General features: G+C 71.4%; 24 protein-coding genes. 19 read left to right on the forward strand and 5 right to left on the reverse strand.

Annotated elements, in window-relative coordinates:
• Nucleotides 1–108: 108 nt before the first annotated feature.
• Nucleotides 109–588 (reverse strand): MarR family winged helix-turn-helix transcriptional regulator, encoded by a 480-nt coding sequence (locus tag CLV30_RS14515; protein WP_106537941.1) that lies wholly within the window; start codon nt 586–588, stop codon nt 109–111.
• A gap of 81 nt (nt 589–669) precedes the next feature.
• On the opposite strand from CLV30_RS14515, the gene yczE reads away from it, so the two are divergent.
• The 6 genes from yczE (at nt 670) to CLV30_RS14545 (ending at nt 7503) form a co-directional block, all read left to right on the forward strand.
• Nucleotides 670–1269: a membrane protein YczE gene (gene yczE, locus CLV30_RS14520; RefSeq protein ID WP_106537942.1), complete on the forward strand. Its 600-nt coding sequence runs from the start codon at nt 670–672 to the stop codon at nt 1267–1269.
• A 36-nt stretch (nt 1270–1305) separates the two neighbouring features.
• Nucleotides 1306–2211: an LLM class flavin-dependent oxidoreductase gene (locus CLV30_RS14525; protein ID WP_106537943.1), complete on the forward strand. Its 906-nt coding sequence runs from the start codon at nt 1306–1308 to the stop codon at nt 2209–2211.
• A gap of 120 nt (nt 2212–2331) precedes the next feature.
• Nucleotides 2332–3354, forward strand: a complete 1023-nt coding sequence (fbaA, locus tag CLV30_RS14530; RefSeq protein ID WP_106537944.1) for a class II fructose-bisphosphate aldolase — start codon at nt 2332–2334, stop codon at nt 3352–3354.
• A complete protein-coding gene (locus CLV30_RS14535) occupies nt 3354–3767 on the forward strand; it encodes a DUF3151 domain-containing protein (RefSeq protein WP_205740928.1) in 414 nt (137 codons plus the stop codon). Before fbaA ends, CLV30_RS14535 begins: the two co-directional genes overlap by 1 nt.
• A 388-nt stretch (nt 3768–4155) precedes the next feature.
• The gene (locus CLV30_RS14540) at nt 4156–6075 is read left to right on the forward strand and encodes a sialidase family protein (protein ID WP_106537945.1); all 1920 of its coding nucleotides are present in this window, start codon (nt 4156–4158) and stop codon (nt 6073–6075) included.
• Between the two features lie 141 nt (nt 6076–6216).
• Nucleotides 6217–7503: an adenylosuccinate synthase gene (locus CLV30_RS14545; protein ID WP_106537946.1), complete on the forward strand. Its 1287-nt coding sequence runs from the start codon at nt 6217–6219 to the stop codon at nt 7501–7503.
• On the opposite strand, the gene CLV30_RS14550 is transcribed toward CLV30_RS14545, so the two are convergent.
• Both CLV30_RS14550 and CLV30_RS14555 read right to left on the reverse strand, forming a co-directional pair.
• Complete coding sequence (locus CLV30_RS14550; protein WP_106537947.1) at nt 7504–8109, reverse strand: GNAT family N-acetyltransferase; 606 nt, start codon at nt 8107–8109, stop codon at nt 7504–7506.
• Complete coding sequence (locus tag CLV30_RS14555) at nt 8106–8885, reverse strand: tyrosine-protein phosphatase (RefSeq protein WP_106538050.1); 780 nt, start codon at nt 8883–8885, stop codon at nt 8106–8108. The genes CLV30_RS14550 and CLV30_RS14555 overlap by 4 nt, the downstream gene beginning before the upstream one ends.
• A gap of 46 nt (nt 8886–8931) precedes the next feature.
• Here CLV30_RS14555 and purD point away from each other — a divergent pair, with 46 nt between their 5' ends.
• The 6 genes from purD (at nt 8932) to CLV30_RS14585 (ending at nt 13410) form a co-directional block, all read left to right on the forward strand.
• Complete coding sequence (gene purD / locus CLV30_RS14560; RefSeq protein ID WP_106537948.1) at nt 8932–10173, forward strand: phosphoribosylamine--glycine ligase; 1242 nt, start codon at nt 8932–8934, stop codon at nt 10171–10173.
• Between the two features lie 95 nt (nt 10174–10268).
• Nucleotides 10269–11084, forward strand: coding sequence for a dihydropteroate synthase (folP, locus tag CLV30_RS14565; protein WP_106538051.1), 816 nt, complete (start codon nt 10269–10271; stop codon nt 11082–11084).
• A 96-nt stretch (nt 11085–11180) separates the two neighbouring features.
• Nucleotides 11181–11543: a dihydroneopterin aldolase gene (folB, locus tag CLV30_RS14570; RefSeq protein WP_106537949.1), complete on the forward strand. Its 363-nt coding sequence runs from the start codon at nt 11181–11183 to the stop codon at nt 11541–11543.
• A complete protein-coding gene (gene folK, locus CLV30_RS14575) occupies nt 11540–12106 on the forward strand; it encodes a 2-amino-4-hydroxy-6-hydroxymethyldihydropteridine diphosphokinase (protein ID WP_106537950.1) in 567 nt (188 codons plus the stop codon). Before folB ends, folK begins: the two co-directional genes overlap by 4 nt.
• A 21-nt stretch (nt 12107–12127) precedes the next feature.
• Nucleotides 12128–12598: a DUF3180 domain-containing protein gene (locus CLV30_RS14580; protein ID WP_165358667.1), complete on the forward strand. Its 471-nt coding sequence runs from the start codon at nt 12128–12130 to the stop codon at nt 12596–12598.
• A 224-nt stretch (nt 12599–12822) separates the two neighbouring features.
• A complete protein-coding gene (locus tag CLV30_RS14585; protein ID WP_106537952.1) occupies nt 12823–13410 on the forward strand; it encodes a hypothetical protein in 588 nt (195 codons plus the stop codon).
• Nucleotides 13411–13417: 7 nt separating this feature from the next.
• Here CLV30_RS14585 and CLV30_RS14590 read toward each other — a convergent pair whose 3' ends face one another.
• On the reverse strand, nt 13418–14575 hold the full coding sequence (locus tag CLV30_RS14590) for an ABC transporter ATP-binding protein (RefSeq protein ID WP_106537953.1): 1158 nt from the start codon (nt 14573–14575) through the stop codon (nt 13418–13420).
• A gap of 24 nt (nt 14576–14599) precedes the next feature.
• On the opposite strand from CLV30_RS14590, the gene CLV30_RS14595 reads away from it, so the two are divergent.
• From CLV30_RS14595 to panD, 7 genes are all read left to right on the forward strand, one after another.
• Complete coding sequence (locus CLV30_RS14595) at nt 14600–15301, forward strand: ABC transporter permease (protein WP_106537954.1); 702 nt, start codon at nt 14600–14602, stop codon at nt 15299–15301.
• Nucleotide 15302: 1 nt separating this feature from the next.
• Nucleotides 15303–16049 (forward strand): ABC transporter permease, encoded by a 747-nt coding sequence (locus tag CLV30_RS14600; protein WP_106537955.1) that lies wholly within the window; start codon nt 15303–15305, stop codon nt 16047–16049.
• A gap of 154 nt (nt 16050–16203) precedes the next feature.
• A complete protein-coding gene (locus tag CLV30_RS14605; RefSeq protein ID WP_106537956.1) occupies nt 16204–17175 on the forward strand; it encodes an ABC transporter substrate-binding protein in 972 nt (323 codons plus the stop codon).
• Nucleotides 17176–17221: 46 nt separating this feature from the next.
• Nucleotides 17222–17875, forward strand: coding sequence for a DUF1684 domain-containing protein (locus tag CLV30_RS14610; protein ID WP_106537957.1), 654 nt, complete (start codon nt 17222–17224; stop codon nt 17873–17875).
• A 283-nt stretch (nt 17876–18158) separates the two neighbouring features.
• Entirely contained in the window at nt 18159–18653 is a 495-nt protein-coding gene (locus CLV30_RS14615; protein WP_165358666.1) for a PH domain-containing protein, read from the forward strand.
• A 6-nt stretch (nt 18654–18659) separates the two neighbouring features.
• A complete protein-coding gene (locus CLV30_RS14620; protein ID WP_106537958.1) occupies nt 18660–20159 on the forward strand; it encodes a PH domain-containing protein in 1500 nt (499 codons plus the stop codon).
• Between the two features lie 2 nt (nt 20160–20161).
• On the forward strand, nt 20162–20581 hold the full coding sequence (gene panD, locus CLV30_RS14625; RefSeq protein WP_106537959.1) for an aspartate 1-decarboxylase: 420 nt from the start codon (nt 20162–20164) through the stop codon (nt 20579–20581).
• Between the two features lie 51 nt (nt 20582–20632).
• On the opposite strand, the gene CLV30_RS14630 is transcribed toward panD, so the two are convergent.
• The gene (locus tag CLV30_RS14630) at nt 20633–23356 is read right to left on the reverse strand and encodes an NPCBM/NEW2 domain-containing protein (RefSeq protein WP_205740926.1); all 2724 of its coding nucleotides are present in this window, start codon (nt 23354–23356) and stop codon (nt 20633–20635) included.
• Nucleotides 23357–23425: the final 69 nt, after the last annotated feature.

Genomic DNA, 23425 nt, shown 5'->3' on the forward strand with positions numbered 1-23425 from the left:
CCCCCTGGGGTGAGGTCGGCGAATCTCCGTTCAAAGCCTATCCGCCGAGCGTGACGGTTCGCGCTGAGGTCGGCGCCGCCGGGCTGTCGGCCGGCCGGTCCGGGCCGGTCATGTCCGCGGCGTGGGCAGGTGGTCGACGACCGACCGGGCGATGTCGCTGAGCTGTTCGAGTTGCTCGGGCGTGAGCCGGTCGACGAAATGGTGGCGTACCGACGCGACGTGTGCGGGAGCAGCTCGCCGGATGGTCTGGAGCCCCTCCTCGGTGAGGGTGATCATCGCGCCGCGCCCGTCGGTGTCGCAGTTCTCTCGCGCGACCAGGCCACGACGCTCCATGCGGCCGATGTGGTGAGCCAGGCGGCTGGTGGACCACTCCAGGCGGGCGGCGAGTTCGCTGGCGCGCCATCGTTGCCCGTCCACCTCGGTGAGGGTGGAGAGTGCGTCGTAGTCGGCTTCGGACAGGCCGGTGTCGCGGACCAGGTCGCGAGCGAGCTGTGCGTCGAGCAGCCGCTTCAGCTGCCGGTAGTCCTGCCAGGCGCGCTGTTCGTCCGGGCTGAGCCACCGGACGCCGGGGTCGCCACTGTCGCTCACGGCTTCATGCTATCGCAGTTGTTGACATGACAGGAAGGTGATTCTAGAGTTTCCTGACACGTCAGGTAAAGGAACGGGGCGATGCGCGGAATCACGGGCCGGGTGCTCCGGCTGCTGGGTGGTCTCCTGCTGTTCGGGGTCGGACTGGCCTTCATGCTGCGTGCCCGCCTCGGCCTTGGCCCGTGGGACGTCCTGCACGAAGGTCTGGCCGAGCGGACCGGGCTGACCATCGGTGCGGTCGTCGTGATCGTCAGCGTGCTCGTCCTCGTCGCCTGGATCCCGTTACGGCAACGTCCGGGCGTCGGGACGGTGGCCAACGCCGTGCTCGTCGGGGTGGCGGTCGACCTGTCACTCGCTGTACTGCCAGCCCCCGACGCCCTGCCCGCCCGGGTGTCGTTCCTGGCCCTGGGCATCGTCCTCGTTGCGTTCGCGACGGGTCTCTACATCGGCGCCGGCCTGGGGCCGGGTCCCAGGGACGGGCTGATGACGGGGCTGGCCGAGCGGGGGTGGTCGATCCGCCGCGCCCGGACGGTCGTCGAGGTCGCGATGCTCGGCGTCGGTGTGGCGCTCGGCGGGACCGTGGGGATCGGCACGGTCGCCTTTGCCGTCAGTATCGGCCCGCTGGCACATGTCTTCATCCCACTGCTCACGGTGCGCACCGAGGTACCGGGCGCAACGTGAACAGGACACGACCCGACTCAGGACGAGAGGACAGCGATGACGTCTGACAATGCCGGCCCGATCCGGTTCGGGCTCGATGTGCCCACCTTCGCCGGTCCGGGCGCGGACCCGGTCGGCGACGCCAGGCAGGCGGAGCGGCTCGGCTTCGACTTCGTCTCGGCGTCGGATCATCCGTGCGGTACGGACCCGACGTACGAGACCTGGACGATGCTCACGTGGATCGCCGCGGGAACTTCCCGGATCGGCATCGCGACCAGGGTGCTCAGCGTCCCGTTGCGAGCGCCGGCCATGGTCGCCAAGATGGCCGCCACCCTGGACGATCTCGCCGACGGCCGGCTGATCCTCGGCCTCGGCGGGGGCTCGGCGGATGACGAGATCCGGGGCTTCGGCCTGCGCGTCCCGACCGCTCGCGGCAAGGTCGACGGCCTGGCCGAGGCGGTCCAGCTCATCCGCGGCCTGTGGTCGCGGTCGAGTATCACGTTCGACGGGACTCACCACATCACCGACCGCGCCGAACTCGAGCCGAAGCCCGTCCGGGACATCCCGATCTGGCTGGGCACGTTCGGCCCGCGCGCTCTCGCTGTCACCGGCCGGCTGGCCGACGGGTGGATGCCCTCGCTGTCGCACGCGCCGCCCGACCGCGTGGGAGCGTTGCGCGAGCGCGTCCTGGCCGCCGCGGCGGAGGCGGGGCGTCGGCCGCACGAGATCACCTGCGCCTACAACGTCGAGGTGCGCCTGCTGGACGGGCCGGAGCCCCGGCCGGACACGTCACCCACGGTCGTGTCCGGTACGTCGCAGGCCGTGGCCGAGCGGTTGCTCGAGTTCGTCGCTCTCGGCTTCACCGTCCTCAACGTCAAGCCGGTCGGACCGGACCGCCGCGGGCAGGTCGAACGGCTCGGCCGTGAGGTCTTGCCGGCGGTGCGTGCCGCCGCTGTCAGGTGAGCGGCTTCGCATCACACCACCGGCACGGTGAATACTGGGGCTGACATACATGCCCCCCGTCGACGTGGGTCATGAAACCGGACAGCCGGCAAGCTGCCGTCCGACGGAAACGGAGCCTCTATGCCCATCGCCAACCCTGAGGTCTACGCCGAGATGATCGCGCGAGCCAAGTCCGGCTCGTTCGCGTACCCCGCCATCAACGTCACGTCGTCGCAGACGCTGAACGCGGCGCTGCGCGGATTCGCCGAGGCGGAGAGCGACGGCATCATCCAGATCTCCACCGGCGGCGCTGAGTACCTCTCCGGTCCCACCATCAAGGACCGTGTCCGCGGTGCCATCGCTTTCGCTGCGTTCGCGCACGAGGCCGCCAAGAGCTACGACGTGCAGATCGCGCTGCACACCGACCATGCACCGGTCGATGCGGTCGAGCAGTGGGTCAAGCCGCTGCTGGCCGCGTCCGCGGAACGCGTCAAGGCCGGCGAGAACCCGCTGTTCGGTTCGCACATGTGGGACGGCTCCGCGGTGCCGCTGGACGAGAACCTCAAGCTGGCTCGTGAGCTGCTCGCGCTGTCCGCGGACGCCAAGACGATCCTCGAGATCGAGGTCGGTGTCGTCGGCGGTGAAGAGGACGGCGTCGCGCACGAGATCAACGAGAAGCTGTACACCACCGTCGAGGACGGCCTGGCGACCGCAGAGGCCCTGGGTACCGGTGAGAACGGCACGTACCTGACCGCGTTGACGTTCGGCAACGTGCACGGCGTGTACAAGCCCGGCAACGTCAAGCTGCGTCCCGAGATCCTGCGCGACATCCAGCAGGCCGTCGGTCAGCAGGTCGGCAAGGACAAGCCGTTCAACCTGGTCTTCCACGGCGGCAGCGGCTCGACCGAGCAGGAGATCGCGGACGCGGTCGACTACGGCGTCATCAAGATGAACATCGACACCGACACGCAGTACGCGTTCACCCGTCCGGTGGCCGACCACATGCTGAAGAACTACGACGGCGTGCTCAAGGTCGACGGTGAGGTCGGCAACAAGAAGGCCTACGACCCGCGGGCCTGGGGCAAGCTGGCCGAGGCGGGCCTGTCGCAGCGTGTCGTCGAGGCGACCCAGTGGCTGCGCTCGACCGGTCAGAAGATGTCCTGATGCCCGGCGAGGACCTGCTCGGCGGCCCGCCCGAGACGCATCTGCCCGACGACGAGGCCACGGCGCGAGAGGCGCTGGAGTCCGGCATCGACCCGGCGACGGTGGCGGCATCACATCCGTCCGCGACGCTGGCGTGGGCCGAGCTCGCTGATCGCGCGTTCGTCAACGGCGACGCGGTGACGTCCTACGCGTTCGCCCGCACCGGTTACCACCGAGGGCTCGACAAGCTGCGTCGTGCCGGTTGGAAGGGGCACGGACCGGTCCCGTGGGAGCACGTCCCGAACCGCGGGTTCCTGCGGGCGCTGTACGCGCTCGGCCGGGCCGCGGAGTCGATCGGCGAGACCGACGAGGCGACGCGCTGCGCGGAGTTCCTCCGCGACTCCAGCCCCACGGCCGCATCCGAGCTCACCTGAGCTCGCCCGAGAATGATCACGTTCACCATGGAATACCCTGCGTCACCACCCCTGCAGGCCTGGTGACGCGGGCACGATCCTGGTGATGGCCCGCCCCGGGTTCACGCTTCGAGCAGCCCCGGTCCGGCGCGACGACGTCGTGTCGAACCGGGGCTGACGTCGTGCGGGCGCCGCGACCGTTCAGCCACCCGGCGGCGCCGGAATCGGTCGTGGACAGAGTCTCGACAGTGGCACAGAGATATGGGATGTTACTTATCCCATAACCTACTTGTCCGTCCGGTTCGCAGATCGACGAGCTGCCGCGCCGGCCGGAAGGACACCCCCCGACCCCAGGCAGCCACAGACGGAACGAGGACCGCCCCGCCACCTGACCCCCGGAGGTGCCGCCATGCCCCGTTCGATCCGACTCCGTCCGCGCCGCGGCCCGGCGCTCGTCCCGCTGATCGCCGCGACGGCTCTGATGGCCGCCGGCGTCGCCTCGGCCACCGGGACGCCGACGGCGCCCGATGCCGACGGTTCCGCCGCCGGCGCCGCGCCGGAGTTCCACCAGCAGGTCCTCTACGAGCGAGGCCAAGCTGGTTACTCTTGCTTCCGCATCCCCGCGGTGGTGCGGGCCAACGACGGAACGCTGCTGGCTTTCGCCGAGGGCAGGCAGAACGACTGCGGCGACGACGGTGACATCGACACCGTGCTGCGCCGCTCCACCGATGGCGGGCGGACGTGGGGCCCGATACAGATCGTCCAGGACGGCGCCGGCGACACGAAGGGCAACCCGGCGCCGGTCGTGGACCGCGAGACCGGGCGCATCGTTCTCGTCTCCACCCACAACCCCGGCGACCACGACCACGTCCGCACCCCGTACGTGCAGTTCAGCGACGACAACGGCGCGACGTGGACGCAGCCGCGGAACATCGCGGACCAGATCAAGGACCCCGCGTGGGACCGCTGGCTGGCCACCGGGCCGGTGCACGGCATCCAGCTCGAGCGCGGCCCGCACGCGGGACGTCTCGTCATCGGCGTCAACGCCGGAGGCGACGGCGGCGAGATCGACGCCGGGATGCTCGCGTACAGCGACGACGGCGGCGCGACGTGGCAGGTCGGCGCACTGGACCAGAACCGCGACCCGGGCGTCGTCCCGCAGGAGATCAGCCCGGTCGAGCTGGTCGACGGCTCGGTCTACGCGGCCGCTCGCGACCAGAACGGCACCGACGAGGGCAACCGCGCCTTCGCCGTCAGCACCGACGGCGGCGAGACCTTCGACGAGCCGTTCGCGACGATCCCCGAGCTGGTCACGCCGGTGGTGCAGGGCGCGACGCTGCGACTGCGTGCCACCGACCGAGGCGACGAGCACAACCGCATCCTGTTCTCAGCGCCGGCACATCCGGCGGCCCGTGAGGTGATGACCATCCGCTCGTCCTACGACGAGGCGCGGACCTGGGACACCTGGGACGAGGGCAAGGTCGTGCACTGGGGACCGTCGGCCTATTCGGACATGGTCGCGCTGGGTGACGGCCGAGCAGCGTTGATGTACGAAGGCGGCACCGACTCGCCGTACGAGCAGATCCGGTTCGCGACGTTCGACGAGGCCTTCCTCGCCGAGCCGAACGGCGAGCCGCCGGGGTTGCCGGACGACCCGGAGCCCGGGCCGACGACGCCGGACGTGTCCAGCTACGACAACGACGCCTACGTCCGCGGCGGTGCGCAGCTCGGCGACGGCCGTGACGGCAGCGCACTGGCCCTGGACGGCGCCGACGACCGGGTCGAGATCCCGTTCGGCGACGCCGTCGACCTGGCCGACGGTGACTTCACTCTGTCGTCGTGGATCCGCTACGGCGACAAGGACTCCGCGCAGTCCATCCTGTGGGCCTACCGGGTCGGCTCCGGCAACACGCCGCAGATCTGGCTGCGCGCGGAGCCTGGGCGGGACCGGATCCGTGCCCTGGTCGGTGCGTACGACGGCACGGCAGCCATCACGTCGGAGCGGGCCTACGACGACGGCGCGTGGCACCACGTCGTGCTGCGCCGCGACGGGCGCACCATCACGCTGTGGGTGGACGGCGTCCGGGTCGCCGGCACCGACGAGGGCCCGACGGGCTCGGTGACCGAGGGCAAGGAGTTCCGGATCAACGGCATCCACGTCGGCCAGCGGCTCGACGGCGTCAACCGCTTCGACGGTTCGATCGACGACGTGCGCATCTACGACCGGGCGCTGAACCGCGGCGAGATCACCGCCATGGGCCGGTACCCGCGGCTGCCGGCTCCGGGCGACGACCTGCGGCTGCACCTGCCGTTCGAGCGGATCGACTGACGCGCGTCCGGGTGACCGACAGGGATCCACCCACGCTGTAGCGATGGGGAATCCCTGTCGGTCACCTCGCGTCTGCGGGGTCAGCGGCGTCTCGGGTAGCCTCTGTGCGGCCGCAGTCTGGTGCAGAGGGGAAGGCCCGCGATGCCCGCGATCGTGTTGGTCGGAGCGCAATGGGGGGACGAGGGCAAGGGGAAGGCGACCGACCTGATCGGTGGCCACCTGGACCACGTCGTGAAGTTCAACGGTGGTAACAACGCCGGGCACACCGTCGTCATCGGCGACGAGACGTACGCGTTGCACCTGCTGCCGTCGGGGATCCTGACGCCCGGCGTCACCCCGGTCATCGGCAACGGCGTCGTCGTCGACCTCTCGGTGCTGTTCGAGGAGATCGACGCGCTGCAGGCGCGTGGCGTCGACACGAGCACGCTCGCCGTCAGCACGAACGCGCACGTCATACCGTCGTACAACCGCGTCCTCGACAAGGTCACCGAGCGCTTCCTCGGCAACCGCAAGATCGGCACCACCGGACGCGGGATCGGCCCGACGTACGCGGACAAGATGTCCCGCGTCGGCCTGCGGATCCAGGACCTGTTCGACGAGAAGATCCTCCGGCAGAAGGTCGAGGGCGCCCTCGACCTGAAGAACCAGCTGCTGGTCAAGGTGTACAACCGGCGCGCGGTGACCGTCGACGAGGTGGTCGACGAGCTGATGAGCTACGCCGAGCGGCTGCGACCGCACGTCACGGACACCGCGCTGCTGCTGAGCGACGCTCTCGACGCCGGCGAGACAGTACTGCTCGAGGCCGGCCAGGCGACGCTGCTCGACGTCGACCACGGCACCTACCCGTTCGTGACGTCGTCGAACGCGACGTCCGGCGGCGCCTGCACCGGGTCGGGCATCCCGCCCACCCGCATCGACAGCGTCATCGCGGTGCTGAAGGCCTACACCACGCGCGTCGGCGAGGGGCCGTTCCCCACCGAGCTGCACGGCGACGAGGGCGAGCTGCTGCGCGGTTCGGGCGGCGAGTTCGGCACCACGACCGGCCGCCCGCGCCGGTGCGGCTGGCTGGACACCGTCATCGGCCGGTTCGCGACCCGGGTCAACGGCGTCACCGATTTCGTGCTCACCAAGCTGGACGTGCTGACCGGGTACGACCGGGTGCCGGTCTGCGTCGCCTACGACGTCGACGGCGTGCGGCACGACGAGATGCCGCAGACGCAGACGGAGTTCCACCACGCGGTGCCGATCTTCGAGTACCTCGAGGGCTGGGACGAGGACATCTCCGGCGCGCGGTCGCTGGACGACCTGCCACCGGCGGCGCGCCGCTACGTCGAGACGATCGAGCAGATGTGCGGCGCGCCGGTCTCGGCCGTCGGCGTCGGCCCGGGGCGCGACCAGATCGTGGCGGTGCGCGACCTCATCCGCTGATCACGGAACGGTGCGGGCCATGATCAACGCGGACGGCAGTTCGCGCTCCACGGTGAAGCCGAGCCGCCGGTAGAACCCGACGGCGCGCTCGTTGCCGATGCCGACACCGAGGTGCACGCCCGGCGAGCCGGTGGCCGCCAGGGCCTCCAGCAGCCGTTCCATCAGCGCGCGTCCCATGCCGCGTCCCTGGGTGCGCGGCAGCAGGTCGATGTGCAGGTGCGACGGGTACGTGGCGACGACGTCGGCATCGGCCACAGGCGGCCGATGGACGAGCCCGAGCAGCCGCGCGTCCCGGCTGCCCTCGGGATACGTCCCCTCCGGGTAGCGACGGCGCAGCTGCGGCCACCACAGCTGCTCGCAGGTCGCCTCGAACTGCCGGGTGTCGCGGGCGCCCAGGACGTAGCCGGCGACGTCACCGTCGTCGGCCACGAACGCCAGTTCCGGCTCGAACCGCAGGTAGGGACCGACGTAGATCTCGCCCAGCAGCCGCGGGTCGGCGAACTGACCGGAGGCGTCGCCGCCGCTGTCGCCGGTGCGCAGGCAGATGTCGTAGAGCGCGTCGTCGTCACCGTCGCGGTACGCGCGCACGACCGTCGGACCGGTCATCGGTCGAGCAGACGAGCGCGCAGCGCCTCGGTGTCGGACTCGGTCCAGCCGTGCACGCCGAGCCAGCGCAACGGGCCGCCGAACTCGTGGTCGACGCGGTCGAGGAACGTGCGCATCGACTCGGCGTGCGGACGGTTCGAGTCGACCGGCCGGCTGTCCAGGTCGGCGGCGTAGGTGGGCGTCGTCTTCAGCCGGGCGACGACCTGCTCGATACGCTCGCCGGACTGGACGTAGTCGTCGACGATGGCGTCGCGCTCGACCCCGGCGACGGACAGGGCGAGCGCGCAGACGACGCCGGTGCGGTCCTTGCCGGCGGCGCAGTGGGTCACGGTGGCGCCCGCCGCGTTGGCCATGATCCGCAGCGCCGCGACGACGTTGGCCGGCCGATGCCGCAGGTAGTTCGTGTAGTAGAGGCCGGCCGACTCCCAGATCGTGACCTCGTCGGACTCCTGGTTCCACGGCAGCACGGACTCGGCCTCGACGTCGGTGTTGCTGCCGATCTCGGGGTACAGCGACAGATGGTGCACCGTGACGGCGGGGTGGCCGAGCAGCGGACCCGGGCCCTCGGCGACGACCTCGGTGGTGGTGCGCAGGTCGACGACGTCGCGGACGTTCAGGGCGGTGGTGAGCTGCGAGACGTCGTCGTCGGTCAGCCCTTGCAGGTTGTCCGAACGCAGCATCTGGCCGAAGCGGGTGGTGGCGCCGCCGGTGGCCGGCAGCCCGCCGAGGTCGCGGACGTTGACGGCACCCGTGAGGTCGATCCATCGCTCGCTCATCACCGCTCACCGTAGCGGGCCGGCGCGACCGATAGGCTCGGCGGGCGTGAAGGTACTCGTCATCGGTTCCGGGGCGCGCGAGCACGCGATCGTGCGCTGTCTGCTGCGTGACCCCGAGGTCGCCGAAGTCCAGGCCGCGCCCGGCAACGCGGGCATCGCCGCCGAGGTCCCGGTCCATCCCGTCAACGCCGAACGCGACGAGGCGGTGGCCGACCTGGCCGCCCGGCTCGACGCCGACCTCGTGGTCGTCGGCCCCGAGGCGCCGCTGGTGGCCGGTGCGGCCGACGCGGTCCGGGCACGGGGGATCGCCTGTTTCGGCCCGGCTTCGCGCGCCGCACGGCTCGAGGGGTCGAAGGCGTACGCCAAGGACGTCATGGCCGCCGCCGGCGTGCCGACCGCGATGGCCGTGGTGTGCGACACGCGTGCCGAGGTCGAGGACGCGCTCGACCGGTTCGGCGCGCCGTTCGTGGTCAAGGACGACGGGCTGGCCGGCGGAAAGGGCGTCGTCGTCACCCACGACCGGGCGGCGGCGCTCACGCACGCCCAGGCCTGTGACCGGGTGGTGGTCGAGGAGTTCCTGGACGGGCCGGAGGTGTCGCTGTTCTGCGTGACCGACGGCATGTCCGTCGTGCCGCTGACGCCCGCGCAGGACTACAAGCGTGCCTACGACGGCGACGCCGGTCCGAACACCGGGGGCATGGGCGCCTACACCCCGTTGCCGTGGGCGCCGGACGGGTTCGTCGACGACGTCCTCGAGCGGGTGGTGCGGCCGACGGTGGCGGAGATGCACCGGCGCGGCACGCCGTTCACCGGGCTGCTGTACGTGGGGCTGGCGCTGACGCCCCGCGGCGTACGGGTCGTGGAGTTCAACGCCAGGTTCGGCGACCCGGAAACCCAGGCCGTGCTGGCCCGGCTGCGCTCTGGGCTCGGCGGCCTGTTGTGGGCCGCGGCGACGGGCACGCTGGCGCAGCATCCGCAGCCGATCTGGCAGGACGGTGCGGCCGTGACCGTCGTCGTGGCGGCCCACGGCTACCCGGAGGCGGCGCGCAAGGGCGACCGCGTACTGGGCCTGGACAAGGCCGCGGCCGTTCCCGGGGTCGAGGTGCTGCACGCGGGGACGCGCCTCGACGCCGACGGGGAGCTGGTGTCCAGTGGGGGGCGGGTGCTGTCGGTGACCGGCGTCGGCGCCGACCTCGAGGACGCACGTGCACGCGCGTACGAGGCGGTGGGGCTGATCCAGTTGGACGGCGGGCAGCACCGCGGCGACATCGCGGCGGCGCTGTCGTGAGCGGCGCCGTTCCCGGGACCGGCACCGCGGGGCCGCCGGAGGGGGTGCCCGCGCGCTACGTCGCCGGTCTGCCGCAGCCGGAGCGGACGCTGGTGATGGGCGTCGTGAACGTCACGCCGGACTCGTTCTCCGACGGCGGCGCCTGGTACGAGCCGCGCGATGCGGTCGACCACGGGCTGCAGCTGGTGGCCGAGGGCGCCGATCTGGTCGACGTCGGCGGCGAGTCGACGCGGCCGGGAGCACAGCGACCGTCCCTGGACGAGGAGCTGCGCAGGGTGGTGCCGGTCGTGCGCGAGCTCGCCGCAGCAGGCGCCGTCGTCTCCGTCGACACGATGCGCGCCGCCGTGGCCGGGCAGGCGCTGGACGCGGGCGCGGCGCTGGTCAACGACGTGTCCGGTGGCCAGGCCGACCCGGACATGCTGCGGGTGGTCGCGGCGGGCCAGGCGCCCGTGGTCCTGATGCACTGGCGCGGTCACTCGGCGGACATGCAGAAGCGCACCACGTACGACGACGTGGTGGCGGACGTCGTCGCGGAACTGCGCCCGCGTGTGGATGCCGCCCTCGACGCCGGCATCCAGCCGGACCGGATCGCCGTCGACCCCGGGCTCGGCTTCGCCAAGACCTGGGACCACAACTGGACGCTGCTGCGCCGGTTGGACGAGATCGTCGCGCTGGACTACCCGGTCCTCGTGGCCGCGTCGCGGAAGACGTTCCTGGGGGTGCTGCTGGCCGACCCGGACACCGGGGAGCGACGGGCGCCCACCGGACGCGACGCCGCCACCGACGCGCTGTCGACGACCGCCGCGATGCGCCGGTCGTGGTGCGTGCGCGTGCACACGGTTCCGGCCACGCTGGACGCCGTGCGGGTCGCCGCGCGCCTGGGTGCGGAACCGGTCGGGCCGCTCCGATGACGTACCGCACCCCCGCGACGGAAGGCCCCGCGCTCGTGGCGAAGACCACCGCCCCGGGGGGAGCGGAGGCGGCGCGGCTGCGACTAGTGTCGTGGCGTGCCCGACCGTATCGAGCTGCGCGGCCTGACCGCGCGCGGACATCATGGCTGGTTCCCGCACGAGCGGGAGAACGGCCAGTTGTTCGGAGTCGATGTCGTCCTCGGCGTCGATACTCGTGCGGCGGCCGAGAGCGACGACCTGACCGACACTGTCGACTATGGCAGTCTTGCTGAACGCGTGGTCGGTCTCGTCTCGGGGCAGCCGGTCCGACTGGTCGAGACGCTCGCCCAGCGGATCGCTGATCTCTGCCTGGAGGACCCCAGAGTCGAGGACGCCGAAGTGACCGTGCACAAGCCGGAGGCGCCGGTGCCGGTGCCGTTCGGCGATGTGACAGTGACGATTCGAAGGGCCCGAACGTGACCAATGTGCCAAACCCCAACGTCGTCGATGCCGACACGCTGACTGGGGACCTGCGCCCACTGCGCCGAACGGCGTTCGCGCTCGGCAGCAACCTGGGCGACCGGCTCGACTACCTTCAGGCCGCGGTCGACACCCTGAGCGACTCCTCGGAGATCGTGCCGGTGGCCGTCTCACCGGTGTACGAGTCCGAGCCGGCGGGTGGACCAGCCGACCAACCCAAGTATCTCAACGCCGTCCTCGTCGTCGACACCACGCTGTCGCCGCGTTCGCTGATGGAACGCGCACAGTCCACCGAGAGCGCGTACGGGCGCACCCGCGAGGTGCGCAACGGTCCGCGGACACTCGACATCGACGTCCTGGCGGTCGGCGACGTCACCGCGGACGACGACGACCTGCGTGTCCCGCACCCGCGCCTGGCCGAGCGGGCGTTCGTGCTGGTGCCGTGGGCCGACGTCGACCCGGACTTCAGGGTGCCGGGCCTGGGCCGCGTGGTCGAGCTCAGCTCCGCCGTGGACGCCTCCGGGATGCGGCGGCTGGAAGAGCAGCTGGAGTTCCCGAGCTGACGCCGGGGTTCCGTCATCACTGTGCACAAGACCACGATCGCCTCCCTGGTGTGGGCCGCGCTGGTCGCGGTCCCGATCGGGTGGTCGATCGCCCGCGTGATCGACGCGTGGTCGGGTGCGCTTCCGCCGGTTCCGTGGGTGCTGCCGTTCCTGCTGCTGTTCCTGGGCGCCGGTATGTTCGCGGGCGCACGGGCGGTACGGCAGTGGGTCGGTGAACGCCGCTACGACCGGTCCATCGACGCGTTGCGCGTCGCCCGTGCGGCGGCGCTGGCCAAGGCCACCGGGTACTTCGGCGCCGTCGTCGTGGGCGCCTACGCGGGCATCGGCGCGCTGGCGTTGACGATGCTGCACTCTCCGCAGGGACGCGATCGCTCGGTCCTGTCGGCGATCGTGGTGGGCTGCGCGGTTGTCCTCACGGTCGCGGCGATACGGCTCGAGCGGGCGTGCCTCGTCCCGCCGTCCGACTCGGACGAGAACTCGAACCAGGACTGAGCCGCCTACGCGGACCACGACACGCCGCCGACCGAGTTGATCTTGCCCCGGTTTCACGGCAGAGTAGTCGACACGAGCTGAACGCCGTTGCCGACGCGTTCGCCGTCCGCGACTCGGGGCGGCGACGCCGGCAACGGCCATTCCGACGTACTTTCTTCAACCTCCCGGTGTGCCGCGGCGTGTGACGTCCGTTTCGCGCCGTACAAGCAGGTACCGTGACGCCCATGGCCTCCGTCCGTCACCGCCGACGCCTGAACACCGTTCGCGTTCTGGCCGTCTTCGCCCCTGCCCTCGCTGCCGCACTCGTCGCCGTCGCGTTCGTCTCGGACGGTCCGTGGCCGCGGCTCGCGGCGGCCGTGGGTGCCGCCGTGTCCGCCGTGCTGGGCGCGTTCATCCTCCGACTGGAGAGACGGCTGCGGGTCGAGGTCGCCACGGTCCGTGCGGAGCAGGCCGCCGAGTACTCCGAGGCGCACGCGCGCTACTCGGAGGAGCACCGCGAGTTCACCGACCACATGATGGGTCTGCTCGATGTCGCGTCCGAGCGCATCGACGTCATGCGCGGGCGGCTCGACGCGCTCGAGGCCGAGATCGCGTCGGCGCGCAGCGCGCGGCCCGATGCCTCCACGCCGAGTGTCGAGCTGGCCAAGCTCGCCGAGGGCGCGGAATGGAACGACCTCTGGCCGGATCTCAGCGAGGCGCCGACAGTCGTCGACCTGATCAAGTGGGAGGACAAGAACACCGACCTGCTGCCGGAGGCGCAGCAGCAGCCGCACAGCGAGCCCGTCGAGCCGCCCGAGGAACGCTCGGCCTGAGTTTCGCTCAGGCGTCCTGCACGGTCTCGAGGACGACCTCGTCCGGCGCGACGTCGAGCAGGTCGGCCTCCACCGACCGGCGCAACGCGGTGTGCAGCGTCGACGGTGTCAGCACGCCGAGGTAGCGGTCGCCGTCGCCGAGGACGGCGATCCAGCCGGCGTTCCACTGCAGCATCTCCGAGAACGCCACCTTGAGGCTGTCGTCCAGCTCGACCCATGCCTCCATGCGTCGTGCGTGGTCGTGCACCCGGCCGGTGCCGGTCGTGGTCATCTCCTGCGAGACCCAGCCGGCCAGCCGTCCCTCGGCGTCGAGCACGACCGCCCAGTTCGACTCGCCCATGGCGAACCCGGCCGTGGCCAGCTCGTCCTCGAGGTTCACCACCGGCGGATGCTCGAGGTCGGCCTCGGTGACCGGGGTCACCGACAGTCGCTTCAGCCCTCGGTCGGCGCCGACGAAGTCGGCCACGAAGTCGGTGGCCGGCGCCCCGAGGATGGCGGCGGGATTGTCGAACTGCTCGAGCACGCCGCCCTGCTTGAACACCGCGATGCGGTCGCCCAGCCGGACCGCCTCCTCGATGTCGTGCGTGACGAACAGGATCGTCTTGCGCACGTCGTCCTGCAGCCGGAGGAACTCGTCCTGCAGCTGTGAGCGCACCACCGGGTCGACCGCACTGAACGGCTCGTCCATGAGCAGCACCGGCGGGTCGGCCGCCAGCGCGCGCGCCACGCCGACGCGCTGGCGCTGGCCTCCGGACAGTTCGTGCGGGTACCGCGTGCCGTGGGTGGTGGGGTCGAGCCCGACCAGCTCGAGCAACTCGCGGGCGCGCTCGCGGCGGCGTTTGGCGGGCCAGCCGACCAGTTCGGGCACGACCGCCACGTTGTCCTCGATGCTGCGGTGCGGGAACAGCCCGACGTTCTGGATCACGTAGCCGATGCCGCGGCGCAGCCCCACCGGATCGACGTGGGTGACGTCGCGCCCGTCGACGAAGATCCGCCCTCCGGTCGGCTCGACCAGGCGGTTGACCATCTTCATGGTCGTGGTCTTGCCGCAGCCGGACGGGCCGACCAGCACGACCAGCTCGCCGCGTCGGACATCGAGGGTGAGCTCGTGCACCGCGACGGTGCCGTCGGCGTACGTCTTGGAAACGCCATCGAGACGAATCATCCGCTGTTCGGTACTGTCGTCCGAATGGCGCTCCACGGGCCCGTTCATACCGCAACCCTGACCGACGATTGTCTCGTGCGCAACGACTGGGTGTGCGCCGAGTACGTCCGCACCCGCTCCGACGACATCGTCGACGCACTGGTCGAACACGTCGGCATCACGGTGACGTCGGTGGCAGGCGGGTTCGTGCTCGCGCTGGTCCTGGCGGTGCTCGCCCGGAGCTGGCCGCGGTTGCGCGCGTTGATTCTCGGCACGTCGACGGTGCTGTACACGGTGCCGTCCCTGGTGATGTTCAGCCTGCTGCTGTCGGTGACCGGGCTGACCGCGACCACCGTGATCGTGGGGCTGATCCTGTACACGCTGACCATCCTGGTGCGGGGCATCCTGACCGGGCTCGAGGGCGTGCCCCCGGACGTCCGGGAGGCCGCGGTGGGCATGGGCTACGACGGGCTGCGGTTGCTGCGCAAGGTCGAGCTGCCGCTGGCGATGCCCGCCGTGTACGCGGCACTGCGGGTGGCGACGGTCTCCACGGTCGCCATGACCACCATCGGGATGATCGTCGGCCACGGCGGCCTGGGCAACCTGATCGACCGTGGGCTGGACAGCAACTTCCGGGCCGAGGTGCTCACCGCCTCGGTCCTGTGCGTGGTGCTGGCGCTGGTGGCCGACCTGCTGCTGGTCGGCCTGCAACGGTGGCGAACACCGTGGCGGCGGGGGGTGAGCTGACGTGGACGCGCTGATCGAGGCGTTCGGGTGGTTCGGCGACGGCGCCAACTGGCAGGGCCGTGACGGCGTCCCCACCCGGCTCTGGGAGCACGTCTGGGTCGTGGCGGTGTCGCTGGGACTGGCGTGCGCGGTGGCCCTGCCCATCGGGCTGTGGCTGGGGCACGTGGGGCGCGGGGGCACACTGGCCATCAACATCAGCAACGTCGGCCGCGCGGTGCCGACGTTCGCGGTGCTGGTGCTGCTGTTCCTGACCCCGCTGGGGCTGTCCGTGTGGACGACGATCCTCGCCCTGGTGGCGTTCGCGCTGCCGCCGATCCTCACGAACACCTACGTCGGCATGCGCGAGGTCGACCCGGACGCACGTAGCGCGGCGCTGGGCATGGGCATGAACGGGCTGCAGGTGGTGCGCAAGGTCGAACTGCCGCTGGCGGTCCCGCTGATCATGACCGGCGTCCGGCTCGCGGCGGTGCAGGTCGTGGCGACGGCGACGCTGGCGGCGTTCGTCTCGGGCCCGGGGCTGGGCCGCATCATCACCAGCGGCTTCGGCCGCCAGGACGTGGCCCAGATCGTGGCCGGCGCGATCCTGGTCGCCGCGCTCGCGCTGGTGGTGGAGGCTTTGATGGAATGGCTGCAGCGGGCTGCCGACCCGGTCCGTCGTGCGCGACAGCGCTCCTCGTCCGCGGCGAGCCGCCGGGCGCGCGGTTCCGCGGCGATCGAGGTCGACCGGGCCATCGAGACGGGATCGTGACCCGATTCGCGGAACGGACGGGATGAGGTTGTCGGTGCCTCGTAGTTGACTACGAGGAACATGCGGGCGCTGCTGGTGCTCGCCGGACACGCGTGACGGCACCGACGCCGTCACGGGACACAGAAGGTGAACGCCCGGAAGGCGGTGCCGAGAAATGACGAAGCGGCGGAGGCTCGCGGCCACCACGGCCGGTGTGGGCCTGATACTCACCCTGGCGGCCTGCGGTGACGACGAGGAAGTGTTCCAGGGCGACGGCGGTGGAGACGAGACCGCGGCCGGTGGCTCCGGCGAGCTGACCGTCGGCGGTGCCGACTTCACCGAGATGGTCATCATGCAGGAGATGTACGCGGCGCTGCTCGAGGACGCCGGCTACACGGTGGACATCCAGTCCGTCGGCAACCGCGAGATCTACGGTCCGGCGCTCGAGAGTGGCGAGATCGACGTCGTGCCCGAGTACGCGGCGACGTTCGCGCAGTACCTGAACACCAGGGCCAACGGCCCGGACGCGCCGACCGACGCGCCGATCGCCACCAACGACGCCCAAGAGACCGTCGAGGCGGCTCGGCCGCTGGCCGAGCAGTACGGGCTGACGATCCTCGAGCCCGCCCAGGCCGCGGACCAGAACGGCTTCGCCGTCACGCAGGAGTTCGCCGACCAGCACGGGCTGACGACGATCTCCGACCTCGCCGAGATCGGCCGCCCGCTCACTCTCGCGGCGGTCGAGGAGTGCCCCGACCGGCCGTTCTGCGAGCCGGGGCTGGAAAACGTCTACGGCCTCGAGATCGTCGATCCGCCGCTGGCGCTCGGGTTCAGCAGCACGCGCACCAAGCAGGCGGTGCAGCGCGGCGACGCCGACCTCGGCCTGGTGGCCACCACCGACGGAACGCTCGGCCAGTTCGATCTGGTGCTGCTCGAGGACGACAAGAACCTGCAGCTCGCGGACAACATCGTGCCGGTCGTCAACACCGAGAGCGCCGGCGACGACGCGGTGGCCGAGGCGTTGCAGCCGCTGAGCGAGACGCTGACGACCGAGCACCTCACCGAACTGAACGCGCAGGTCGACGCGGAGCGTCAGCAGGCCGAGGACGTCGCGGCGGCCTACCTGGAAGAGCAGGGGTTGCTCTGAGGGCGGCGCCGGGTCGCCGACCGCCGCGGGGGTTCGGGGCCGCGTCGTGACGGCGCTCGACGTCCTCGACTGGCGGCGCCGGGTCCATGCGCTCTATGCCCGGGTCCGAGCCGAGCCGGACCCGGCGCGGGCACACGCGGAGTGGGTCGCGGCGCGCGAGCGCCTGTTCCGCACCCACCCCGCGTCTCCCGTCCCGGCCGAGCAGCGCGGTGACCACACCGACGAGCCGTCCGTGGACGAGCGGCGACCGGACGGTGAGGGCTCCGCTGACCGCTCTCTCCTGAAGTACGGCCCCTACGATCCGGCGATGCGGTTCACCGCTGCCGTGGACACCGACGTCGAGCCGTACCGCATGGAGGTGCCCACCGGCACCGACGGCGTGGTGCCGTTCGAGCGGGTCGGCCGGCTGCACCTGCCGGTCGGCGACCTCGACGTGTGGTGGCTCGACTCCTACGGAGGTGGCGTCTTCGTCCCGGTCAAGGACGCCTCGGCGGGCTCGGCGACGTACGGCGCCGGGCGGTACCTGATCGACACCGTCAAGGGCGCGGACCTCGGCGGCTCGCCGTCCGACGGGCTGGTGGTCGATCTGAACTTCGCCTACAACCCGTCGTGCGCCTACGACCCTGCGTGGGCGTGCCCGCTCGCACCGCCGGGCAACACGCTGCGTGTGACGCTGCCGGTCGGCGAACTCACTCCCTGACCCGTCCCTTGCCGGCTGATGCTGACGGGGCCGTCGGCAATTGACGATCGCGTGGGAATTCAGCGCTGCGAGGCGGTCTGTCGTGCGACTGGAGAGTTGACAGCGTAGATGCTGTCAACTCTCCAGCGCCTCGAAACCCTGGCCGACGCTGCCTCAGTTCCACCATCATGACGGGTTGGCGCCCGAGCCTGACGACGTGCACAACGGGTGCTCAGGCTGATCGCACGTGGCTGCGTCACCGAGGTGCGGCGCGGGCTGGGCCTACGGGGTAGCCTCGGGTGCCGTGGACCAGGATGCGCTGTTCGCGCCACCGGACGAGGACTGGCAGCAGGTGTCTCGGAAACTCGTCCACCTGCGACGACTCGTTCTGCTCGTCTCCCTCGCGCTCGGTACCGCCGTGGTGGCGGTGGGCCTCGGCCTGCTGTGGGGCACGCCGGGCGTCGTCGTCGCGCTCGGCGCCTGCGTGGTCGGGTTGATCTGGGGGTTGTGGCTCATCCCGCGGAACTGGCGTGCGTGGGGCTATGCGGAGCGCGTCGACGACCTGCTGGTCACGCACGGCGTGATGTACCGCAAGCTGACCGTCGTCCCGTACGGGCGGATGCAGTTCGTCGACGTCGCGTCCGGGCCGCTGGAGCGCCGCTACGGGCTCGCGACCGTCCAGCTGCACACCGCGTCCCCGGCGACCGACGCCAAGATCCCGGGCCTTCCCGCCGCCGAGGCCGCCCGGCTACGTGACCGGCTGTCGGCGCTGGGCGAGGCGCAGGCGGCCGGGCTGTGAGCGACCGTGAGCACTGAGCCGACGGGCGACGGCGAGACCCCGGACACGACCCCGGACACGGCCTCCGACACGGTCTCGGGCACGGCCGCTGAGCGGCCTGCGCCTGCCTCCGGTACACCCGAGCACTTCCGCCGCCTGCACCCGCTGACACCGCTGCTGCGCGGGTGGGCGTTCCTTGCCGCGGCGATCGCGTTCGGCGGCCAGGACGCGCTGCGCTCCGGCGAGATGGGCCGGTTCGGGCTCACCGTGGTGGCCATCGCCGTGTTGGGTATGATCACCGGGCTGGTGTCCTGGTGGTTCACCCGCTACGGATTCGACGGTGACGCGCTGCGCATCGACTCCGGCGTGCTGAACCGCCGCTCCCGGCGGGTGCGCCTCGACCGGCTGCAGGCCGTCGACATCAACCGCCCGCTGGCGGGACGGCTGCTCGGCGTGTCCGAGCTGCGGATGGAGGTGGCCGGCGGCGGCAAGTCGGAGGCGCCGCTGCAGTACCTCGGCGTGGAGGACGCGATCCGGCTGCGCGCCGAGCTGCTGGCACGCGCCGCCGGCATCGACGCGGACACCCCGGAGGCGCCGGAGCGCTCGGTGCACGAGGTGCCGCTGGAGCGGCTGGTGTGGTCGACGCTACTGTCCGGGGTCTTCGTGTTCGGCCTGGTGATCCTGGTCGGCATCGCGGTGGCCTTCGCCGTCGTCCCGGACCGGCGCGCGATCCTCGGCGTCGGCTGGTCCATCCTGCCGGCCGTCATCGCCATCGGCGCGGCGCTGTGGAACCAGCTGGGGCGCAACTTCGGCTTCGTGCTCTCCGAGTCGCCGGACGGCTACCGCATCCGCAAGGGCCTGCTGGACACCCAGCACCAGACGGTGCCTCCGGGCCGGGTCCAGGGAGTAGCGATGCGGCAGCCGTTGTTGTGGAGATGGAAGGGCTGGGTCCGACTCGACGTGGACGTCGCCGGCTACGCGGGCGAGTCGACCGACGACAGCCAGCGAACGTCGACGTTGCTGCCGGTGGCGACGGTGGAGGAGGCGACGACGGTGTTGCGGTACGTGCTGGCGGGGTCCGACCCGTTGGCGGTGCCGTTGCATCCGGCTCCGCGGCCGGCGCGATGGCTGCGCCCGATCGGCTGGCGACGGCTGGCCTACGGCGCCGACGACCACGTGGTCGTCGTCCGCGAGGGTGTGCTGTACCGCAACTTCACCGCGGTCCCGCACGCGAAGACGCAGAGCGTCCGGGTGGTCGAAGGGCCGCTGCAGCGCCGGCTCGGCCTGGCCACCGTCCGTGTCGACACGACACCGGGCCCGGTGGACGCGGTGATCCGGCACCGGTACGCGCACGAGGCGCGCGTCATCGTCCGCACCCAGGCTGAGCGGGCACGATTGGCGCGCAAGGCCGATGTTCCAGAACAATGGATGTCGCGCCGCCAGGCTCCGGCCGGCGGCGGCGATCCCGACGGCGACGCCGACGGTGACGGTCAGCAGACCGCATCGATCGAGCGAGACCAGGAGTAGCTGTGTTCCGCACCATGATGAAGAGCAAGATCCACCGGGCCACCGTCACCCAGGCCGACCTGCACTACGTGGGATCGGTCACGGTCGACGACGATCTCCTGGAGGCGGCGGACCTGCTGCCCGGCGAGCAGGTCGACATCGTCGACATCACCAACGGCGCGCGGCTGACCACCTATGCCATCTCCGGCGAGCGCGGGTCGGGCGCCATCGGCGTCAACGGCGCGGCGGCGCGCCTCGTCCAGCCCGGCGACCTGGTGATCCTGATCAGCTACGGGGTGTTCGACGACGCCGAGGCACGCCGGCTCGAACCGCGGGTGGTGCACGTCGACGCGGACAACCGGATGGTGGCGGTCGGCCGTGACCGCGCCGAGCCGGTGCCCGGCGCGGTCACGCAGCAGCGCGGGGACGTGCCCGCCGCCTGAGGCCGGCGACGCCTGGTCACGCAGGCGGCACGGCGCTCGATGCGTGCCGGGTCAGCCGCAGTGCAGCATGGCGCCGGCCCAGTCCGCGTGGTCGGAGTTGATGCCGTCGCCGCCGTCGGTCACCTCGAGTGTCAGCAGCTGAACGCCGCTGACGTCCACGTCGAGCGCTCTGGGACCGTCGGCGCCGGTCAGCACGCCGGTCTCGGCGAGTGTGGCGTCGTCACCGGCGACCCGGAACGCCACCGAGCCCTGATCGCCCACCTCGTCGTCGACCCCGACGTCGGCGGTGAAGCGCTCGCACGCACCGCCGAGGTAGACGGTGACGCTCGAGGTGGCGTGCACCCCCAGGCCCTTGGCGTACTCGGTGCCGCCGATGGTGATGGTGGTGCCGTCCCCGGTCGCGGTCTCGCCGTTGGAGCCGTCCCGTTCGACCGGTCCCCACGAGTTGGACGAGGTGAGGAACTCCATGTCGCTGACGTAGGCGTCGCTGTCCGGCGCGGGCGGCGGAACCAGCGCCCGGACGGCCCGTGCCACGTGGATGCGCTCCCGCTCGGAGCCGCGCACGTGGTCGAACTCGACGGCCACCGGCAGGTCCACGAACCCCGTGGCCGCCGTGTCGGTCGCGGTGAGCGTCCACTGACCGGTCAGTTCGACACCGGCGGCCAACCGGGCACGGCGCACCTGCGGACCGTCGACCCGCCAGCCGTCGGGCGCGGTGGCGCGCATGGTGACGTCGTGCACGGGGTCCCCTTCGTCGAGCGTGAAGGCGGCGTCGACGGTGACGGAGGTTCCCGGCTCGACGACGGCTTCGGCTGGTTCGACCCGCAGGGTGCTGTCCGGAGCGGTGTGGACCGGCTCGTCACAGCTCTGGCGGCGGTCGGTGGCACGGCACATGATCGCCACGAAGCCGCCGTCGGCCTGGACGGGGACCGTGATGGTGTCGCCGCGGACCACCCGTTCGGACGTGCGGACCAGCCCGCCGGACCCGTCGTCGGTGACGATCTCGACCAGCCACCGCCCGCCGCGCACGAAGTCGACGGGGACGTCCAGCTCACGCCCGGCGCCGCCGACGATGCCGCCGACGAACCAGCGGTCGCCGGACCGGCGGGCGAGCACGGCGTGCGAGCCGGGATCGCCGGCGACCAGCGACGTCTCGTCCCAGACGGTGGGCAGCTGGTCGATGACGCGTTCGGCTTCCGGGCGCTGCGCCAAGACCTCCGGGGTCTCGGCCACGTGCAGCAGCCCGGACTCGAAGACCACCGGCAACGCGAGCTCGTGCCCGTCGGTGGTCGAGCGTGACTGCTGGCCGAACGTCAGCGGCGTGTAGTCCATCGACCCCACGACGTTGCGGCTGAACGGCAGCATCGTGTTGTACGAAGGCGTGACCTGCGGGTCCCCGCCGAACGAGTAGTATTCCGCGCCGCGCACCGCCTCGTAGGTCATCAGGTGCGGCCAGGTCCGCTGCAGCCCCTTCGGGAGCGTGGAACCGTGGAAGTTGACCAGGAGCTCGTGCTCAGCGGTCGCGGCGAGGACCTGCTCGTACCAGCGGTGCCGGTCGGTGCTCTCGCCGTGCGTCGGCGCGCCGGTGTTCATGAAGTCGATCTTCACGCCCTTGACGCCCCACGACGTGATGCGGGAGAACTGCTCGGCCATCTCCTCCGGCGTCTGCACCTCCCACCAGCGGAACCACAGCAGGATGTCGACGCCGCGGGCGCGGGCGTACCGGACCAGGTCCGGCACCCAGGCGGCGTTCCACCCCTCGTCGACCAGGGTGTACTCGTATCCGTGCTCGGCGGCGTAGTCGACGTAGTCCTTCTGCCGCTCGAAGTCCGTGGGGCTCGAGTGCTCGGGCAGCCACGACCAGGCGACGGTGCCCGGCTCGATCCACGACGTGTCGTCGACGCGCGAGTCCGGGGCGAGATCGTCCACCAGCGTCGACTCGGTGACGGTGCCGAGGTCGCCGACGATCGCGGTGCGCCAGGGGGTCACCAGCTCATCCTCGGCGGTGACCTTCGACTGGACGAGGCCGACGCCGAACCGCCCGGTCCCCTGCTCGTGGGTCAGGAAGGCGCCGGGGTAGGACGACTTCAGCCCGGACTCGGCGAGCAGGACGTAGGTCCCGTCGACGTCGAACAGCGCCGGGTGACCGTAGTCGTCGGTCGCGGCGGTTCCGACGGTCGTCTCGGTGCGCGGCTCCTCGTACCAGGCGGTGTGCGGCAGCAGCCAGGCCGGTGCGTCGGTGGGCAGGCGCCAGCTCGAGGCCTCGCCGCTGACCACCGTGGTGCCGTCGCGGTCGGGTAGCCGGTAGCGGTAGGCGACGCCGTCGGTGGCCACCCGTACCTCCACGTCGAGTTCGGTGCCGCCGTCGCCGGCGAACGAGAAGGTGGCCGCGCGCATCACGCGGTGCCGCGTCGTCTCCTTACCGGTCGTGGTCGTGTAGTTCTCGGTGACGATGCGCTCGCTGTGCTCGACCAGGCGCAGGCCGGTGGACAGGTCGGCGCCGTCGGTGACGATGCCGATCGGCGCGGGTGCGAGGACGTTCTCGCCGCCGGCGCTGACGGCGAGGGTCGGGGTGCCGGCATCGTCAAGGCCGACGTGTGCGGTCGGCGGTGTGGTTCCGGCCGCCGGCGGCGCGCTGACGGTCCACGTGCCGTTCGTGGTGGCCGTGGGTGCGGGCTCGGTGCCGCTCGCCGCCGCGGGGATGCTCAGCAGGCTTGCGGTGAGGGCGGTGCCGGCCAGGACGGCGCCGGCTCGGGAACTCGATGGTCTGTTCACGTCACACGACCTCCGATCGATAGTGTGCGCATGTTTCACAGAAACGAGCGAATTCGCACACTATCGCCC

The organism is Haloactinopolyspora alba (genome assembly GCF_003014555.1).
GTDB classification, from domain to species: domain Bacteria; phylum Actinomycetota; class Actinomycetes; order Jiangellales; family Jiangellaceae; genus Haloactinopolyspora; species Haloactinopolyspora alba.